This is a genomic window from Phycisphaeraceae bacterium, from assembly GCA_020639155.1.
Lineage (GTDB): Bacteria > Planctomycetota > Phycisphaerae > Phycisphaerales > UBA1924 > JACKHF01.
This window is the reverse complement of sequence record JACKHF010000002.1, coordinates 361,237-380,220: the sequence shown is the minus strand read 5'-3', so window position 1 is coordinate 380,220 and position 18,984 is coordinate 361,237. Positions and strand designations below refer to the sequence as shown.

19 protein-coding genes and 1 tRNA gene are annotated in these 18,984 nt (G+C 54.9%); 8 read left to right on the top strand and 12 right to left on the bottom strand.

Annotated features, from left to right (window positions below):
- Nucleotides 1–642 precede the first annotated feature (642 nt).
- Both H6815_12170 and H6815_12165 read right to left on the bottom strand, forming a co-directional pair.
- Nucleotides 643–717: transfer RNA gene (locus H6815_12170), tRNA-Pro, on the bottom strand.
- 102 nt (nucleotides 718–819) lie between these two features.
- Nucleotides 820–2,493 (bottom strand): MmgE/PrpD family protein, encoded by a 1,674-nt coding sequence (locus tag H6815_12165; GenBank protein MCB9861195.1) that lies wholly within the window; start codon nucleotides 2,491–2,493, stop codon nucleotides 820–822.
- Between the two features lie 147 nt (nucleotides 2,494–2,640).
- Here H6815_12165 and H6815_12160 point away from each other — a divergent pair, with 147 nt between their 5' ends.
- Nucleotides 2,641–3,339 carry a hypothetical protein gene (locus tag H6815_12160; GenBank protein MCB9861194.1) on the top strand — a complete coding sequence of 233 codons (699 nt, stop codon included), beginning with the start codon at nucleotides 2,641–2,643 and terminating at the stop codon, nucleotides 3,337–3,339.
- Nucleotides 3,340–3,433: 94 nt separating this feature from the next.
- Nucleotides 3,434–4,027, top strand: a complete 594-nt coding sequence (locus tag H6815_12155; protein ID MCB9861193.1) for a hypothetical protein — start codon at nucleotides 3,434–3,436, stop codon at nucleotides 4,025–4,027.
- A 40-nt stretch (nucleotides 4,028–4,067) separates the two neighbouring features.
- On the opposite strand, the gene H6815_12150 is transcribed toward H6815_12155, so the two are convergent.
- On the bottom strand, nucleotides 4,068–4,988 hold the full coding sequence (locus H6815_12150; GenBank protein MCB9861192.1) for a D-glycerate dehydrogenase: 921 nt from the start codon (nucleotides 4,986–4,988) through the stop codon (nucleotides 4,068–4,070).
- Between the two features lie 392 nt (nucleotides 4,989–5,380).
- Between H6815_12150 and H6815_12145 the strand changes: the two genes are divergently transcribed.
- Nucleotides 5,381–5,839 (top strand): HU family DNA-binding protein, encoded by a 459-nt coding sequence (locus H6815_12145; GenBank protein ID MCB9861191.1) that lies wholly within the window; start codon nucleotides 5,381–5,383, stop codon nucleotides 5,837–5,839.
- A gap of 62 nt (nucleotides 5,840–5,901) precedes the next feature.
- Here H6815_12145 and H6815_12140 read toward each other — a convergent pair whose 3' ends face one another.
- From H6815_12140 to pnp, 7 genes are all read right to left on the bottom strand, one after another.
- Entirely contained in the window at nucleotides 5,902–6,804 is a 903-nt protein-coding gene (locus tag H6815_12140) for an MCE family protein (protein ID MCB9861190.1), read from the bottom strand.
- Entirely contained in the window at nucleotides 6,801–7,421 is a 621-nt protein-coding gene (locus H6815_12135) for a paraquat-inducible protein A (GenBank protein MCB9861189.1), read from the bottom strand. The genes H6815_12140 and H6815_12135 overlap by 4 nt, the downstream gene beginning before the upstream one ends.
- A 73-nt stretch (nucleotides 7,422–7,494) precedes the next feature.
- Nucleotides 7,495–8,859, bottom strand: coding sequence for an exodeoxyribonuclease VII large subunit (gene xseA, locus H6815_12130; protein ID MCB9861188.1), 1,365 nt, complete (start codon nucleotides 8,857–8,859; stop codon nucleotides 7,495–7,497).
- A 108-nt stretch (nucleotides 8,860–8,967) separates the two neighbouring features.
- Nucleotides 8,968–9,552, bottom strand: coding sequence for a hypothetical protein (locus H6815_12125; GenBank protein ID MCB9861187.1), 585 nt, complete (start codon nucleotides 9,550–9,552; stop codon nucleotides 8,968–8,970).
- 115 nt (nucleotides 9,553–9,667) lie between these two features.
- Entirely contained in the window at nucleotides 9,668–10,603 is a 936-nt protein-coding gene (locus tag H6815_12120; protein MCB9861186.1) for a HAMP domain-containing histidine kinase, read from the bottom strand.
- Nucleotides 10,604–10,668: 65 nt separating this feature from the next.
- Entirely contained in the window at nucleotides 10,669–10,968 is a 300-nt protein-coding gene (locus H6815_12115) for a cold shock domain-containing protein (GenBank protein ID MCB9861185.1), read from the bottom strand.
- A gap of 273 nt (nucleotides 10,969–11,241) precedes the next feature.
- A complete protein-coding gene (pnp, locus tag H6815_12110; protein ID MCB9861184.1) occupies nucleotides 11,242–13,401 on the bottom strand; it encodes a polyribonucleotide nucleotidyltransferase in 2,160 nt (719 codons plus the stop codon).
- A gap of 95 nt (nucleotides 13,402–13,496) precedes the next feature.
- Here pnp and H6815_12105 point away from each other — a divergent pair, with 95 nt between their 5' ends.
- Nucleotides 13,497–13,691 (top strand): hypothetical protein, encoded by a 195-nt coding sequence (locus H6815_12105; GenBank protein MCB9861183.1) that lies wholly within the window; start codon nucleotides 13,497–13,499, stop codon nucleotides 13,689–13,691.
- 53 nt (nucleotides 13,692–13,744) lie between these two features.
- Here the strand turns inward: H6815_12105 and rpsO are convergent, their stop codons facing one another.
- Complete coding sequence (gene rpsO, locus H6815_12100) at nucleotides 13,745–14,014, bottom strand: 30S ribosomal protein S15 (GenBank protein MCB9861182.1); 270 nt, start codon at nucleotides 14,012–14,014, stop codon at nucleotides 13,745–13,747.
- 223 nt (nucleotides 14,015–14,237) lie between these two features.
- Here rpsO and H6815_12095 point away from each other — a divergent pair, with 223 nt between their 5' ends.
- Entirely contained in the window at nucleotides 14,238–15,518 is a 1,281-nt protein-coding gene (locus H6815_12095) for a pyridoxal phosphate-dependent aminotransferase (protein MCB9861181.1), read from the top strand.
- Nucleotides 15,519–15,819: 301 nt separating this feature from the next.
- A complete protein-coding gene (locus H6815_12090; GenBank protein ID MCB9861180.1) occupies nucleotides 15,820–16,407 on the top strand; it encodes a PEP-CTERM sorting domain-containing protein in 588 nt (195 codons plus the stop codon).
- 97 nt (nucleotides 16,408–16,504) lie between these two features.
- Here the strand turns inward: H6815_12090 and H6815_12085 are convergent, their stop codons facing one another.
- The gene (locus H6815_12085; protein ID MCB9861179.1) at nucleotides 16,505–17,341 is read right to left on the bottom strand and encodes a segregation/condensation protein A; all 837 of its coding nucleotides are present in this window, start codon (nucleotides 17,339–17,341) and stop codon (nucleotides 16,505–16,507) included.
- A gap of 77 nt (nucleotides 17,342–17,418) precedes the next feature.
- Between H6815_12085 and H6815_12080 the strand changes: the two genes are divergently transcribed.
- The gene (locus tag H6815_12080) at nucleotides 17,419–18,468 is read left to right on the top strand and encodes a KpsF/GutQ family sugar-phosphate isomerase (protein ID MCB9861178.1); all 1,050 of its coding nucleotides are present in this window, start codon (nucleotides 17,419–17,421) and stop codon (nucleotides 18,466–18,468) included.
- 12 nt (nucleotides 18,469–18,480) lie between these two features.
- Nucleotides 18,481–18,981, top strand: coding sequence for an HAD-IIIA family hydrolase (locus tag H6815_12075; GenBank protein MCB9861177.1), 501 nt, complete (start codon nucleotides 18,481–18,483; stop codon nucleotides 18,979–18,981).
- Nucleotides 18,982–18,984: the final 3 nt, after the last annotated feature.

Below are 18,984 nucleotides of genomic sequence, written 5' to 3'. Positions count from 1 at the left end.
GTGACAAACTCGCGGCTGATTTGGTCGACCATCTCCTGAGTCGCTCGTCCTTGGAACAGCACCAGTTACAGACTGTGATCCGTGACAGGCCTAGCACAGATACACGACTTCACCCAACGCACTGCTTCGCTAGCGATGCACTGCTCTCGTCATCGCAAACACAATCAATCATCACACCAGAACTCTCCCACCGATCCACAAATGCGATCCACATGCAAAAAATGCGATCCACATGCAAAGACACTGTCTACTGTTCTGGCAGCACATCGCAATGTTCAAGCGGTCATTTGCTTTGTAAGCGTCGAATCAAACAGTGAAAAGACCAAACTGAGGATTCCGCCGACAGTTCAAAGGCAAAGCCTGTTTCAAACCTACTCTACCCCAAACAGAATATGGTGCAAGTTTTTTAAGCTCTCAAAGCTCAGCTCGATGGACTCGACTTCACGAATGAGGCGAAATCCCATGTGGTGTGTTTTCAAGCACTCGGAATTTGATAACATCACACAGAAATGTGAAGGTACACGTGTGGGCGATAACTGAACTCAATAATCCGTGTATCGCAATAACTTTCAGTTCAACTTGCAGCCTACTTGTTGCAAATATAGCGCCTTTGCGACTATCGACAGTGCCAGTAAGGATGAATCGGGGTGAGAGGATTCGAACCTCCGACCTTTTGACCCCCAGTCAAACGCGCTAACCAAGCTGCGCTACACCCCGGAAATGTGAACCTCTAGGGTATGCCCCAGGGCATCCCACGGCAAAGACTCACTTGGAACTCTGGCCTGCCTGAATCGGTGAGCCCGCAGTGTCCAAGCTTCTTCAGTCAAACCGCGTCGGGCTGATCGAAAGCTCATAATCGTTGATCGTCTGCACATCGTCTGCCGACTTGGTGTGTAGATCGCGGTACTTGTTGATGATCGGCGTGGGATTAGCAAACGCCAGCGACCCGAGCAGGGTGAACTTGTGATCAAGCACAACATTTAGATCGACGGGTGTCTTGCCCTTTGCGTTGCGGGCGTGACCGCCGGGATACATCACCAGCCCCGAGTCGTGGCTCGCTCCATCCGCGTCGGTAATGACCACGCTCGTGGGAATGCCATCGGGGTACCTGTCGTCGTACTCCTTGCCGCCGTGCGCAAACTCAATCTTGTCCATGAGCGTGCGCGTCAGCGAGTTGTTGATCGCCTCGGGTCCGTAGTCCTTCGGCTCAAGCATCAGATCTGTCCAACCAGCCTTGCCCTGTTCGAGCGCCTTGCGGAGCAGCGTCGAAACGATATAGACCATGGAGTGGTCGGCGCTTTGACGCGTGGTCGGATTGCGCTTCGCAGGATCACCAATGATGCCGAACGCGGGCTCGTACGCAACAATCTTGATGTTGCCAATGTTCCCACCGTCCTTCTTTTCCAGCAGCTTTGGTGCCTGATTGAGGAGCGTAATCATCGCTTGCAACGCGCCAGCGGACTGGTGCTCGTACAGACCGAGCTTGAAGTGCATGCCCATGACAGCAAAGTCTGAACCAGCGCGTCCGAGCACAAGATCGAACGGCGACGCGTCCTTCTGTGCAGAGTTCGCTGGTTTGATCGCGTTGCCATTCTTGTCGACCATTTGCGCCATTTGGCCTGGTCCCTCGAACATGCGGAAGATAGCTTCGGGATTACGGAAGATATCGCGTGGGCCGAGAAATCCTGCCATGGAACGCTTCACCGAGAGAATCGCCGCCTCGGTCGAGATAGCAGCGGATGCACCCTTGGAATCGGAGAGTTGCTTGCCCGCGCGAATCGCGCGGAATGGGATGTAGTGCGCAACGCTCATGCCGATTGCGGATTCGATCTGTTCGCGTGTTGCACCAACCATCGCACCAAAGACCGCAGCCGACGCGATGGCGCCATGCACGACGTGATCGATCTTGTACGACTTGAGACTGAACACCTCCGCGAGTCTGCCGCGGATCTCATCAATCGCGAGCATACCTCGAAGTGCAAGTTCGCCGTCCGCACCAAGCATCTGCGCCGCTGCGAGTGCTACTGCGTAGAAGTCGTTGTGTCCGAACTCACCAGCGATGTGCCCGAGTTCCGGGTTGAACCCGAAGTTGGTGCCGTTCGAATCCCACTCGCGTACCGCAGAGCAGTTGGCAACGATCGCCTTCTCGCTCTTGACGCGCATGACCTTGCCGTTGACGATCGAACCGAACGTCGTCGCACCGTGATGCTTTGACTTGCCAAGCCCCTTACCGAGATTCCCCTCCGGCACAGCGTACTGGAAGGCCTCATCACGGAGTACATTGGGAGCGTTGCATCCCAGCGCCAAGGCTGAGAGACCGCAGATCACCGCGTCTGTATGGAACTGATTGATCCGCTCCACGACGGAAGCATCGGGCTCCAACCGCTCGCCAGGACCACCCCAAATGGCCTTGATCGCATAGTCGGCAATACCGAGGGCCTGATTGGTGTCGGCGGGCAGATGAACGTGGGTGTCAGTCGCTGCAGCGGGCATGGGAGCTCCAAACGGGTTTCCAGAACAAAAACCGCCGAGATTCTCGGCTTCTACGGCGTCAGCAACTTTATGCGACGAAGCCGGAAAGTCAGTTCACCCCGGAGAACATCCTGATCGAGCGGCTGAAAACGGCCGATGATCTGCACGATGAGCCTGCCTGCAACCAGATACGATGCGCATCAATCTGAGCGTGAGTTTGCTGACCGCAATCTGCGGCTGTCAGACCACGCCATTGACGGTGAGTCAGGATCCGTGTCACAGCATCCAGCACAACCTACAAACCCAACCGATGCTGCCCAAGCGGTTGCAAAGGCTCGGAAGCAGCTCAAGCCGATCAGACGGGCGATTGGTTGGGCAGGGATCAGCGGTTGGTCAACGCTGGTCTTCGGGATTCTCTCGGCCCTGATCGGGGGTGCACAGTATTCGGCCGCAGGCACCGCCGTTGGCGTGGGATTGATCATTGCTGGTAGCTTGGAGTTGGTTGGCAGGTCCAAACTGAAAGCACTTTCGGTTGATGCCGTGAAGTTCCTGCTGCTAAGCCAGTTGGCGCTCGCAATCACACTTGTCAGTTATGGCGGGTGGAAGGTTTACGAGGTGGCAGTACACGGCTCACCGGTTGCTCGGGAGATCGAATCCCAGTTTGGCGACGCTGGCGCAGGTGCCGACATTGGCGAGATATATGTCAATATGATCGAGCAGTTCACGTATGTCGCGTACTTCGGTGTGATTGCAATCGGCGTTATCGCGCCCGCTTGGGCTGCTTTTATCTACTACCTGAAGAAGCCCCTCCTGAAGAGACTCAACGCGGAGCATCCACAGTGGGTCCTTGAAGCACTGAAATCATGATTTCAGCCCGGAATCTCAACCTCTGCAGCAGTTTGCTTCACAAAAACCGGGATCTATCGACACCCCAATCGTGACTACGATGTGCCACGACACAATGGCCACGACCACCACTCCCATGACTGAGACGCCACCCGCGACGGACAAGCCGCTGCGGAAGAAATCAAAGCGCAAACTCATCGAACGCCTCGACGCGTTTATCTCCAAGCTCTCGACCCGATCCAACTTCTGGCACCGTGTCTGCTCAATGATCTGGCTTCCCTACGCAGCACGTTCCGGCATCTATATGAAACGCCTTGATCCTCGCACGTTCACCGCCGTGCTCCCATTCAAGCGATTCAACCGGAACTGGTACAACGCGATGGCCGGTGCCGCACTGCTTGGGAACACCGAGATCGCTGGCGGCATGTACGTCTTCGGATTCTGCGGTGCTGACTACACCGTCGTCTGCAAGGAACTCCAGTACAAGTTCCTTCGGCCCTGCTTTGGACCAGCTGTGTACCGAATCGACCCGAAGGACGATATCGAGGCGCTCGTGAAAGCAGGCGGTGAGTTCAATATCGAACTCATCATGAATGTAACGCAAAAGGTCCGCAAGCCCGGCGACCCCGAGAAACGCGTTGGTCGTGCCAAGATCACATTCCACGTCACACCGAAAGCACATCAGCGCGAGCGCGGGCGACTCAAATAGATCTACATGATCAACGTATAGCGAGCCCAATCTCTCACTCTCAAGCAATCCGATTCGGCGGCTCTTTGCCAGCGAGTATTGCATTCACATTCTCGCTCACCATGTCGGTCATCATTTCGCGATACCGAACTTCCGCACTGCCGATATGCGGCGTGAGCGTGACATTATCCAGATCAAGCAGGCCCGGATACACCTCCGGTTCTCGCTCATAGACATCAAGTCCCGCGCCGTAAATACGATTCTCTTTCAGAGCCTGCGCAAGCGCCGCCTCATCGACGATCGGGCCACGAGCAGTATTAATCAATATCGCGTTCGGCTTCATCAGCGACAGTGCCTTGGCATCGATCAGATGCGTTGTGGCTGGTGACAAAGGCACATGCAGACTCACAACATCCGCGTTCCGCAGTCCTTCTTCAAGCGACACGCGCTGAGCGGCAAGTGGCGCGAGCTCAAAGTCCCAATGACGGGATCGTGCAACATACTGCACCCTCATGCCCCAGCCGAGCGAACGCATCGCCACGCCGAACCCGATGCGGCCTGCACCAACAATCAGCAGATTCCGACCAGTCAGATCCGCGCCGCTGAATGCACTCATGGAAAGCGGGCCGTTGTCGGGATATGCCCTGCTTCGCGCATACCGGTCTGCAGGCACAATCCCGCGAGCGACCGCCAGCAGCAGCGCCCAGGCAAGATCAGCAGTCCCCTCGGTCACCGCGTTGGGTGTATTGGTAACAACAACCCCCCGCTGCCTGCAAGCCTCGAGATCGATGTTGTTGAACCCGACCGCAAAGTTACAGACACCCTTGATTTGAGACCCAATCGCGTCAAGCAGATCAGCATCCACGCGATCGTGATACATGGTCACCAGCACACTCGCTCCCGCTGCGAACTGCTTCATGTCTGCCGGTTTGAGCACGCCATCGCCTGCACATCGAACTGTTGCATTCTCGATGGATAGCATTCCGGGCACACTGCGCGTCACAGCAACGAACAGGTCGGCGGAGGTGTTCTGCGTGCTTGTCATTGCGCAAGCCTATGCCGGAAATCGGTACCACGACTGCACACTGCCAACCCCATCAAATGTCGTCTGCCCCCTGTATAACCCGGCAAAAAAGGTGGTTTTTTGTCGGTTTTTCCCAAAAACATCGAAAAATACAGTGTTTTGACTGGACGAGTCGCAAAAAGTGTGTATCTTTGCGGACGTTCATGCCGATCGGTTGAACACAATTGCTGGTGCAATCTGAACGTCGAGGCACCAGAGATCGTGGTCAGCATTATCGGGACAATGATCACGTTCCACTTCCGATGGAGTCGGAACGAGCGACACCAGTGTCAAAGTCAGGGAGACACATCATGGCGAGAAAAACAACCACACGCAAAACAACCCGCAAAGCAGCGACCAAGAAAACCCCCGCGCGCCGTCCAGCCGCCAAGGGAACTTCCAAGCGCAAGCCGACCGCAGCTGCTGCACCCCGCGCAGCAAAGCCCGCAAAGATCACTGCGGCGAGGGACAAGGCGCGTACCAAGAGTGAAATCCTCAATGTGCTCGCTGAGCACGCTGGCGTGACACGCAAGGACGTTGCAACCATCTTCGACACAATGAACGAGATGATCGTTGCAGATCTGCGCAAGGGCGGCTGTGGCAAGTTCACCGTTCCAGGCATGATGAAGGTCATGGTGCAGCGCAAGCCGGCCACCAAGGCACGCAAGGGCATCAATCCATTCACAGGTGAAGAGACCGTCTTTAAGGCAAAGCCAGCCCGCAATGTCGTCAAGATCCGTCCGCTCAAGGGTCTGAAAGACGCTGTCTGAACACACATCACGCAATGTGCATGTCACAGTGTTGCAGCCCGGTCGGAAACGATCGGGCTGTTTTAGTTTGCTGGCATTGCCTCGCCGACATCAATGGATGGTTTCCATCGCAGCCATTCGGGTTTGGGTTCCGACTCAAGTTGAAACACGTAGTTGTGCCCGACTGTCTGTCCAGGCTTTGTCGGGGTTGCAAATGCAATCCCACCAGTCAGCAGCGATTCGAGTGAATCAGATCGCAGACGAACGCCGTTGAACAACCCGATGTCAAGATCAATCCCGGACGCATTCCAGAACTTCGTCGTGTCTGTGATCAAGGGAGCAAAGCGCTCGTCAACTTCGACAGCAATGCGCACGGCTGTCGTGTCGCGCACCAACTCGTATGACGTAATCTGACCAACCTGCACATCCCGGTAGAGCACAGGACCTCCGGGAAGGAGCGATCCCAAACGGTCCGCATCTACAAAGATATGCAGCGCGCTCTCATTGAGGGTAATTGATGGCGCTGCATTGAGACCAACAAACTCGCGAGCAAACTTTGGGTCTGTCCCCGGTTCAACACGGATCAACCGAGGGCCAAGCAACGTCTCTAGCCCGGTGACACCTCGCAGGCTCACCTCAGGTCTCACAATCCAAAATCGTGCATCGGACGTTGCGATGGAACGCGTATCGCGACGAAGCTCAACACGCACAATGATGCCGCTGTTGGCAGGCGCAAGCGTGACCTCCCGCACAATACCAACCCGCACCCCCCGATACATCACAGGATCATCAACCTCAATACCGTGGGCATGGTCGAATGTAATCTCGATGGTCTCACCCTGCTGCCTCCACGCCGAGTATCCCAGCCATACTACAACAAGCATCGCGGCAATCGGTAGCAGCCACGCAATCGACGGTCTCGTCCACTGTTTGGATTCCACAGCCTGAGGCAAAGCATCCGGAGTTTGTTGTTTTGGTTTCGTCATGCGCTGTGGTCCTCGCGCTGCCATATGGTGTGTGGATGGTACACTGCAGAAGCGAGGAGACTGCACACAACAACACTGGCATAGGTGATTGCACCAGCACCAGCCTTCACCTCAATCACGCTTCCAAGTTTCACAGCCGCAACAAGCACTGCAACCAGCAGCACGTCGACCATGCCCCATCGTCCAAGCCATTCCACGACGCGAAACGCGATCGCTCTCGGTCGTGGCCCAGCAAGTGGATGACCGAGTGTCACAAAGAGCATCGCAAGGAGTTTGCCAATCGGAGCGACAATCGAACTGAACAGTACGATGAGTGCGATGCCGGTTTCATTCTCAGCCATTAACTCAACAATGCCGGACCAAATTGTGGAGCTGTGTCGATGACCGAATCGTTCCACCTCCAAAATGGGCAACGACATGGCAGGAATATACAGGAGGAGAGCCGTCACGCAGAGTGCAGCAGCCCACTGGCTTGTCGCATCAGATCGAGGCCGATCGAGTCTGCGTGAGCAACGACAGCATCGCAAGCGGGATGCAAGAGCCGCTGGCGCAGTCTGCACCAGCCCGCACGCGTGGCACGCGCACACACGGGTATCAGCGGAATTGTCAGGCTGCATCTCCATCGATCACCTTACAACGGCTGTGCAACCGTTCAGCCTCCAGTTCCTTGGGGGTCGGATCGGAGGTATTTCACTCTGCTTTGTTAACAGTCGATGTGATCTGCCCATCAGCCAGCACACTCACGATCTGCTCGCCAACATGCACCTTGTCCGAGGACCGCACAATACGACCGGATGTGTCCGTCGTAAGAGAAAAACCACGTGCGAGCAGCCCAGCAACACTGGACTGATGCAGCCTCTGCTCAAGTGACTCCACCCGTCTCGCTTCACGCACAAGTATCGACCGCATACGGCTTTCGAGTCGATGAGCAAGCGTTCTACAATCGGATACAGCGTCACCAATATGATGCTCGACAACTAACTCCATGCGCATCTCTAGTCGCCCGATGCGTTCCCCGATCGCCTCAGGACTTGAACGCTTGTGCGCCTGATGCAATCGAGACTCCAGCTTTGCACATCGAAGAGACCGGGTATGCACAGTCGCATAAATGCATGAGTGCATTCGATCAACAAACGTATTAATACGCCGATGCTCCCAGTCAAGATGATGTGCCACCTGCGATTCGAGACGCTTGTTCAAAAATCCAATCTGGTCTGTCAGGGCATCGCGATCCGGTGACAGCAGCATCGCAGCTTGTGTTGGCGTCGCTGCTCGACGATCGGCAACAAGCTCTGCAATAGTGCCATCCGTCTCGTGCCCAATCGCTGCAACTACGGGGACACCCGCTTCAACGATCGCTCGTGCAACCTCACGATCATTGAAGCACCAAAGATCATCTGCCGATCCACCGCCGCGGGTCACAAGGATCGCATCAATGCCGAGTTCATCTGCACGTGAGGATGCATGTCGAATCTGTCCGATGATCTGCTCGCTCGCACGTTCTCCCTGCACCAGCGTGTCAAACAGATACACACCGATCGCTGGACAACGTTTGTTGAGTGTCACCCGCACGTCAGCAAGTGCAGCTGCGCTGTGGCTGGTTACAACTGCGATGTTTCGCGGGAATACCGGGAGTGTGCGCTTCTGTGATTCATCAAACCATCCAAGCGATCGAAGTTCATCGCACAAGGCTCGAAGCTGAGCTTCTCTCATGCCCCTGCCGACAGGCTGGATCGAATCGACAACAAAGGACACCCGCCCCTGCTTCGCGTAGTACGTTACCTGTCCGAGCACAACCACGTGCTGGCCATCCTCAATCACTCGCCTGCTCCGCTGCACCTTGGATCGGAACATCACGCACGAGAGCGCGGCTTTCTCGTCCTTCAGATCGAAGTACGTATGCGTGCGGACTCGAACGCCACTGATCTCACCCTGAACCGACACCTGGGCTGGAAGGCCTACCTCGATCGCACGCTCGATCCGGCCCGCCAGTTGAGACACAGTCAACGCATCGTTTTCAGGTTGTTCCTGAGCGGGCTTTTCGGGTCCGCGCATGCGGGATGGATCAAACAACGAGCCTTGCATCACTGAATGCTAGCAAAGCAACAATCGGCGTTGCACCAGCCACGCCGATTATGGGTTCATGTATTCTCTGGTTGACAGTTAGACGCGGAATGTTGGGGTTTCGCGCGATACTCCCTCGGGAACGCGGAAGATAGCGCGGGGCTGAATCTTCTCTTTCTCAGCGCCCTTCTTCTCAACCGTGTCCTGCACCGCTGGAGTCACGATCACACCACTTTGAAAAGCCGCATCGCTTGATGCCGTTGTTTCGGGTTCCTCGGTTACACCCGGGTTCGTCACGGTCTTGATGCCACCCACAAACCCGTGGCAACGAAGCCACTCAAGACGCTGGCGTTCAATGTGCTTGCCGAGCAGTGGATGTGCAGGCTCCCACGGACTGATCTCGAACCAATGCACACCGCGACCAACAACAATGGTCTGCTTTGGATCGGCCTTATTGCCATACTGCGCAGCTGCATCGCACACAGACTTTGATAACGGCGCAACATACTGGCAGCACGGGCTGTACCCGTCACAGTTGTGATGCACACGCGCTGTCATGTGGCAGCACGATGAGCGATCCGGACCAACTTTTCCGCCACGAAACGTCTGCACGCCCTGCGCATGCGCGAACATCGCAAGACCGACAACAGCACACACGCCAGCAATCATTTGATTCTTCTTCATACATACACCTCTCTCTACGGCACTGCGCACGTGCCAATACAACCGGCACACACGGAATAACCGTACAAACTGATAATACCAGAAGAACCGGAAATTGCAGCAAAAAACCAATGGATCAGGAGGAGGTTGACGCTTCGTCCTCAGTATTCGGACGACATGGTATTGTCAAAACGAAGTCTGATCCCATGCCTGGCTCTGCAATGACTGATAACTGCCCGCCGTGCGCTTCGACCAGTCGGCGCGATGTTGGAAGACCCAGCCCACTGCCGCCAGACTTGGTCGTAAAGTAAGGTTGAAAAATACGCTTTACCTGCTCTGGCTCAATTCCGGGACCCGTATCAATCACATGGATCTCAGCAACCTCTTCATCGTGATCGCCACGCGCAGGACGTACACGCAGAATCAACTCGTTGGCTCGCCGAGATGTCGCCTCTTGCGATGGCAATCTTGGATACTGCTCCATCGCCTGCGCCGCGTTTAACATCAAATTGAGCACCGCTTGTTTGATATGTCTTGAATCAACATGCGCAACCACAGGCGATGTGTATGGATCTGCACGCAACGTGATACCGAGTTTGGCAGCTTGCGGGTGGAAAAAGTCAACAAGTTCCTCGAGAAGATCATTCAGATTCACCGGCGACTGATCGAGCCTGATCTCTCCAGCATAATCGAGAAAATCCGACAGGATCCCACGCAATCGATCAACCTCACGACCAAGTGAGCCGATCCTTCGAATCAATCGCTGCTTGTCCTCATCAGAAACATTCAGGTCACTGATTGATTCGGTCAGCAACTCCGCGTTAAGACCAATAGTCGACAGCGGATTCTTGATCTCGTGTGCTAGCCCACCAGCCATTGCTCCGAGTTCGGCCATGCGTTCTGCACGCAAGGCACGCCGCTCTGCAAGCCGAACCATGCGGAACTGGCGCAAAACGATCCATCTGGCAGCAAGCGCAGTCACAACCACGCCAACAAGAGCTGAGAACGCAGCAACTGCCCATGTCGGCAATGTTGCAGAAATGATGCCAAGAGTTATGAACACATCACCCATCGCAGGCGAACATAGCAGCGTGGCTTGACAAAGGCGAACCACAGCAGCAGAAGTTATTTAGAAGGTCAACGCGATGGCGTTCGCTGGTGTTGCGGCCGAACCACGACCTCAGGCGAGGAGTCAGTCGCTCCACCGCTGAGCGATACAGCTGTAGCTCGCCATCCCTTTGGTGTGAACTCGGCTTCATACTTGACTTGCGTGCCATCATCAAGTGCCTTGAATCCGTCGCCCTGAATAACGGAGTAATGCACGAAGATATCTTCACCGTTGGGCCCAACAATAAAGCCGAATCCCTTCCGGGAATCGAACCACTTGACAGCGCCTTCTGTATTGAGCCGGTCTCCCGGTACTGGTTGATTGCTCATCGTCAACGTTCCTCCACGAAGGCCGAACGATGTCAGCCCTTTCAACGTTGGTTCCGGCACGAGAGCGGGAACAACGCGCACTAAAGACCCCTCGAACAGACGGGACATTGGTCTGGTATCGGCAGAGTTTATCGGAGCATAACAAAAAGACCGCGCCCAGTGCGACCTGAACGCGGTGAAAAGGACAGAATTGTGAAAAATCCTTAGTGCAGAATGCCAAAAACGGGGGAAAAACCGACAGGCTATGCACATTTATCGAATTTTGACAAACTCTCACTCACCAGAAGCAACGGGTTCAGCCTCCTCCGCCATCGCCTGCTTGATCGAAAGCTTGATGCGACCGGTCGGATCGACATTGATGACCTTCACACGAACCTCATCACCGATCTTCACGATGTCACCAACATTCTTCACATAACCATCGGCGAGTTCAGAGATGTGGCACATACCGTCAGTACCCGGTCCGATCTCTATGAAGGCACCAAAGTCCTTTGTGCTGACAACCTTGCCGCTATAGATCGAACCAACCTTGACCGTGGCGCACATCGCTTCGATCGCAGCAACTGCTGACTCGAGTGATTCACGATTCGACGATGAGACAAGCACAGTGCCATCTTCTTCCACGTCGATGCCGACACCAAAGTCATCCTGCAAACTGCGAATGGTCTTGCCACCTGGCCCAATGAGCTTTCCGATCTTGTCCGGATCAATGTTGACTGTGCGTACGCGCGGCGCGTGGTCTGCAATATCGTTGCGAGGTGCAGGGATAATGCCTTCCATGATGTCGATGATCTGCAGACGCGCAACGCGAGCCTGCTCAAAGATCTCTGTGATCTGGTTGATCACAAGACCGCGCGCCTTCAGGTCAAGCTGAATACCCGTGATGCCCTCGCGTGTGCCAGAGACCTTGAAGTCCATGTCGCCAAAGAAGTCCTCTTCGCCGAGGATATCAGTGACATACATCGTCTTGTTCTCGTCACTGAACATACCAACAGAGATACCCGCACACGTTGCCTTGATCGGCACGCCAGCATCCATCAGCGCAAGACATCCTCCACACACAGACGCCATCGACGATGAGCCATTGCTCATCGTGATATCGGAGACGACTCGAATCGTGTATGGGAACTCTTCCGGTCCGGGGAGAATCCCCAGAAGAGAGCGCTCTGCGAGTGCACCGTGACCAATCTCACGACGACCAGGCCCCATGATCCTGCCAGCTTCACCAGTACAAAAAGGCGGGAAGTTATAGTGCAGCATGAACTTCTTGGAGTACTCTGGCATTAGACCATCGATGATCTGCTCGTCGCGACCCGTGCCAAGTGTGCATGTGCACAACGACTGCGTCTCACCGCGCTCAAAGAGTGCTGAACCGTGTGTTCTTGCAAAGATACCCACTTGCCCGTCGATCGGGCGAAGTTCCTTGGGGCCACGACCATCGGCACGAGTACCTTGCTCAAGAATGAGCTTGCGTGTGAGCTTCTTCTCGAGGCGACGGAACGCCTCCTTCGCCATCGATGCATCCTTCTTGCTCTGCTCGTATTCCGTGATGGAGCCGTCCATCTTGAGCTTGAAATGTGCATCCATCATGCGCTCGCGGATGTTTCCGACGCGCTCGTCCCGGTCAGCCTTGCCTGGCACCTTTCGAGCTTCGGTCAAATCAGCCTCAACCAGCGAACGAACCTGATCAGCGATCTGCTGCGTCGGCAACGCAAGCGAATCGACACGCTTCTCCTTGCCGACCTTTCCAACCAGTTCACTGATGAGATCAAGTTGAAGTTTGATCTGATCATGCCCGAACTGGATTGCATCAACCATGTCCTTTTCTGCGATCTCTGCAGCACCCACCTCGATCATGTTCACACCATCACAATGACCGGCAAGCACAAGATCAAGATCCGAGTAGTCCATCTGTGAGATAGTTGGGTTAACAACAAACTGTGGACCATCGTCCGTATAGATGCGTCCAACGCGCACCATGCCTGTTGGCCCCTCAAATGGTGCATCGGAAATCGCGATCGCAGCCGATGCGGCAAATCCTGCGATCACATCCGAATCATTCTCGCCGTCGTGGCTCATTACCCAGCACTGGATCTGGAGTTCGTCGATGAACCCATCCGGGAAGAGCGGGCGAATCGGTCGATCGATCATGCGCATTGTGAGAATTTCTTTTTCCGATGGCGCGCCCTCGCGTTTACGGAAACCACCGGGAAACTTGCCTGCCGCTGATAGCTTTTCTCGGTAATCAACCTGCATTGGGAAGAAGTCGAGTCCCTCACGCGGCTTTGCGCGCACAACCGTTGCGAGCACGGATGTACCGCCATACGTCGCAATGACTGCAGACGTTGCAAGCTTTGCGACGTGCCCAGTCTCAAGCGAAAGTGTGCGACCGCCGATTTCCTTCTCAACCTTCGTAACCGGTGAAATTGCCATATTCTTCTGTTTCCTCTTCAAAGCCGCATCGACCGCGCATCGCGCTGCTCCACACGTGTGATCGCAACCGCAGCACGGTCATCCCAACATGATGTGTGGAACAGAGCGACGAACCTGCCCAGCAAACGGCAGACTGGCAAGATCCAGAGGCAGAGGGCATCGCGCAGTTCAATGCCAAACTGCGCGGTGTCTCCTGCCACCAGAATCACCCGATCCACTTTGTCCGTCGATTGCATCACCAACCGACACGAGCCTTTGCTGCTGTCAGCATCGGCGCACAACTGCCATAAACAACACAGGCCCACGGACTCTCGTCCACGGGCCTGAAACATCTCATCCTTGTTTAGCGACGGAGGCCCAAGCGGGCAATCGTGGCTTTGTATTCTTCCGGGCGCGTTCGTGCAAGATAGCGAAGTAGACTGTTGCGCTTGTTGACCATGCCAATAAGTCCGCGACGACTGTGGTTGTCCTTCTTATGGCTCTGCAGATGTTCGCTGAGCTCATTGATTCGCGCTGTCAGCAGCGAGATCTGCACCTCGGGTGAACCCGAATCTGTGTCGTGCCGGCGTGAATCAACAATGGTCTGCTTGCGGACTTCTACGGAAATTGACATGGACTGCAGTGCCTCGAATGGGATACCGTTTGACAAATGCGAGACCCACCCCCACGGAACACCTGTTCTGTTGAGTCGGGACCAATGTTCTGCCGAGAAAAGACCCGGAGATCGAACGTCTAAGGATAGACACTTCGCTGAGTCTGTCCAGCCGATCCACCTCCATGCCACGGTGTGTTTGTCCCGTTCGACAACCGCCTTCTCAATACCGGGAACCCATGAGATGAACTCGACAACAACACCAACCACATCCCTGACACTTTCACATCGCGTCAACTCAATCGGACCTTCGGCTACGCTGCGAATTACCGCAAAGGCAAACGCACTCCAGAAAGCCGGGAAGGACATCCTCATCTTCGCGGCTGGAGAACCTGATACACCAACCCCAGAGGTTGTTGTAGAAGCGGCTGTTCAGGCACTCCGGAACGGCGAAACGCGATACAAACCAGCTCTTGGTGATGTCGCTGTTCGAGAAGCAATAGCCCACAAACTCACAACGCAGAACCGAATCCAAGGGCTGACAAAGGACCATGTTGCAGTCACGTTCGGGGCCAAGCAGGCTCTCTATAACGCCTGCCAGTGCCTGTTTGATGTTGCTGCAACTGGAACAGCGCCAGCAGAGGCGATTATCCCGGTGCCATCGTGGGTTTCATATCGCCCAATTGTCGAACTTGCTGGCGGCAAGGTTGTCACACTGGAAACCCTTCCAGAGCACGGATTTAAGCCAAGGCCTGAAGATTTCAGAAAACTCGTCAACGAGCGTACACGAGCCGTCTTTCTGAATAGTCCGAACAATCCGACAGGGGCGGTCATTTCTCCCGACGAAATGCGTGCAATCGCGGAAGAACTGGCACATCTCGCAAGCTCAGTTGCTCCAAACCTTGTCATCCTCTCAGATGAAATCTATGAAAACATCATCTTTGATGGCATGCAGCACTGCTCACCCGGTTCCATTGAGTCAATTGCGGATAGAACAATCACGATAAATGGTCTTTCAAAGTCTGCTTCCATGACTGGGTGGCGTGCTGGGTATGCGGCGTGTCCCGGTTCATTCGGTGCAGAACTGATCCAGGGCATGGGCAAGGTTCAGGAGCAATCTGCGAGCAATGTGACATCGTTCGTCATGCCCGCTATGTGCGCCGCTCTCACACAGATTGATGACCACATCAAACGAATGCGTACCTCTTTCGAGGAGCGATCACGGATCATGTACGAAGGACTGAATACCATCGCTGGAGTCACATGTACCCCGATACGTGGTGCGTTTTATGCCTTTCCAGATGTCTCAGCATTACTTGGAAAGACGACACCAAAGGGGACAAAGCTTGCCAACAGCACAATCTTTGCTGAAGCGTTGCTTGACGAAGCTGGGATTGCAGTGATCCAGGGTGCCGCCTTTGAGGGGTGTGGAGACAAGCACATCCGCTTCTCGTTTGCAAAGCATGTAGACACGCTGCGCTCTGGGATCACCCGATTTGAGCGTTTTTGTACAACTCTTTCGTAATGAGACCAGTTTTCAACCATCTGATAGGTCCAATAAATATATCGATGAAGTTTAGAAAAAGAGAAATCTCCGCTTTTTTTCGTTTTTTTCTATTTTTGTCGAACCGCCAGGGTTGCGACCCTTCACGGATTGAGATAGGTTACCCATTGTCATGGTCGAGGAGAGAGACTGCGCCGGGAGACCGGTTGCCACCTCAGCCATGTGAATAGTTGGACTTAAGTCGTGTGAGCTCAGATTCTCGTACTGAGTGTCACGCGGGAGTGTTTTGTTTTCTTGCACATGTGCAGAAGGAGAGATTGAGATGAAGAAGCTCGTTGCGATGACCGTTCTGGCACTCGGCACCAGCGCCATGGCGCAGGTTGTCCTGCCCCCGCACGCTACAACCTACACAGGTTTCAGCCGCGGTTTCTCGTTCACAGCTGGTTCCAGCTTCCAGATCACCAACCTGACCCTGCCCACAGACGCGCAGGCTGGTCTGACAGAGGAAACCTATCTCGTTGATATCAACGGCACGACCGCGTATTACGCGAACGGCCCGTACGCTGGTGGCAACATCAACGTCACCGCTGGCGACATCGTGACCATCGTTGGCAACTGGACACCGGGCGCAGCAGGCGGCGCTGGCAACTTCACAGCCAGCAACTCCTACGCAAGCGGCGGTGGCACATACTCCACCATGATCGAAGGCGTCTCCACAACCCTGTTCCGTGCAGGCGTGCAGTGGGACATCGGTGACCCCGTGGGTGGCCCCGCTGCTCTCGGCACCATCTTCAACGGCCTTTCCGGCTCCATCGGTCGTATCAACATGTACACCCAGGTTCCCGCACCGGGCAGCCTCGCGCTCCTCGGCATGGGCGGCCTCGTCGCTTCACGTCGTCGTCGTGGCTAAATCTTGCACGACTGTTGATTGTTGATCAATCAACGACACGTAATATCACACGGACTCTGGCTTTGCCGGGGTCCGTGTTTTTATTCGATTGCTCGTCTTATGCGCTTGTTGGCTCTGCTGAATCGGATTCCACATCTGGGATCTCCTGCGGATGATCGTGCAAAGCAAGGCGAATCCCAAACTCATCGTGAAGCTCCACTCGAACAAGCTGCTGCTTCATGAGTTCGAGCATCGCAAGGAACAACCCAAGCATCTCCGAGCGTTTCCGTCCGGTGAGCAACATTTTCAGAGGAACTTCAGCCAAGCCTTCGGCTTTGTAACGCGTCAAACTGTCGCGCATGTCTGCAGCATGGAGTTCAATCGGCGAATCATCCTCACCGATCTCATGCTCGCCGAGTCGATCGAAGTTGACGGCAGCAGCGATCCGGGCAAATGCACGTGCGAGATCGAGCAGGTCGATGTCTTCCAGATCAAGTTCGGGCTCAGCTTCTTTCAGTTCTGATAATGCTTCAGCACTCGGAAGCACACGACCGCCGGGGTACTTGCGTTCCCAATCGTCTCGCTTTGATTCGAGGGCATCTGCTGCCTCGCGATACATGCGATACGCAAGAAGCTGCCTGACAAGTTCTGCACGCGGATCTTCACCCTCGTCATCATCGAACTGCCCTACATCCTCGTCACTCTGCTCCTTCGCCACCGACTGACGGGCGATCATGCGGGACTTGATCTCCATCAATGTCGCAGCCATGAGAAGGAAATCGCCCGCGGTTTCCATGTCTACTTTCTCGACATGCCGGATGTAGTCAATGTACTGGTCGGCAATGATTGCGACCGGAATATCAGAGATGTCGACCTCGTGTTGATGGATCAGATGCATCAAAAGGTCCATGGGGCCATCAAAGACATCGAGATGGACACGATACTCAGTGATCACCGAACCTCCAGCACGGGCTTTGACGATTGACTCGGGCTATCTGATCATTTCTGCTCCCAGCAGTGTACCCTTCCATCGTGACCATGACAGCAGATTCCAGACCGACAGGCTCCCAACCACAGTCATCACCCGAGGTTGAACTCGGGTTTGCTCGCGGGGTACTCACATCAGAACTGGCTGCGCTGGATGCCACCGCACACGCGCTGGGCCAGTCATTTCTTGATGCTGTTGCTCTGATCGAACGATGCTGCCACCAGAACGGCACTGTCCTTGTCACCGGTCTTGGGAAATCCGGGCTTGTCGGCGCGAAGATCTCTGCCACACTTGCATCACTTGGTATCCCCTCTCACTCGGTGCATCCATCTGAGGCTGCACATGGTGATCTTGGCAAGTTCCAGTCTCGCGATGTCGTTCTTGCGATCTCCTATTCAGGGCAAACCCTTGAAGTGGTCAATCTCTGTGCCATCCTGCATCAGGACAATCTTCCGATTATCGCGTTGGTGGGGTCAAACGCCGCCTCATCCAGTCTTGCACAACTCGCAAGCGCAACCGTGCTGCTCCATGCTGACACAGAAGCGGGTGCTCCGCAGTTCTCTGCGCCAACCAGTTCCACCACAGCAACGATGGCTGTGGGTGATGCACTTGCGCTGACAGTTGCACGCAGACGAGGATTCACTGATGCCGACTTTGCCAAGCGTCATCCTGGCGGCGCACTTGGTTCAACACTGAGACCGGTCGTTGATGTGCTCCGCTTCCGTGTGGGTCAGAATGTACATCCTGTCCGATCAGGCACGACAGTTGCTGATGCAATTACACAGGCGGATACCACAGGCAGGAGACCCGGCGCGATTCTTATTGTAGATAACGCGGGAACACTCATTGGCATTCTGACCGATGGGGACCTGCGTCGAAACATGGTTCTGCATCAGCAGTTCCTGTCTCAACCCGTCGATGTGTTCATGACAAAGTCACCACGAAAGATCTCAGCAAATGCACTTGTCAAGGATGCTGCAGTGCTGTTCAGAGAGTTCAGGCTCGACGACCTTCCTGTGGTTGACAATGCTGGCAAGCCAATTGGTGTGCTGGACATTCAGGATCTTGTCGCGCTCAGATTGGTCTCAGAATAAGCAGGATCAAGTATGGCTGTAACCCCAAGCGGCGCGCTCCCACGCCACATCAAACTGCTCGTGCTTGATGTTGATGGTGTGCTCACAGACGGCTCCATTCTCTACGGCATGCGTGGCGAGCAGTATCAGCGTTTTCATGTGCGCGACGGGTACGGTATCAAGCAGTGGATCAACAAAGGTCTGTATGTTGGCATCATCAGCGGTCGCTCGTGCAATGCAACAATCACACGCTTGCAGGAACTCGGTATCACACACATGCATCTTGGTGTCAGCGAACCGAAGGACCGTGTGCTTAGTCGGTTGATGAGCAGTCTCGGTGTAGCACCGGACAACGTTGCCGTCATGGGTGATGATGTGCCCGATCTGCCCATGTTCACGCTCGCAGGCTATTCGATCGCCCCTGCTGACGCAGAGCCGACCGTGCTCAAAGAGGCTGACATTGTAACGACACGCACTGGTGGTAACGGGGCAGTCCGCGAGGCAATAGACCATCTGCTTGCCAGTATTCAATAGAAG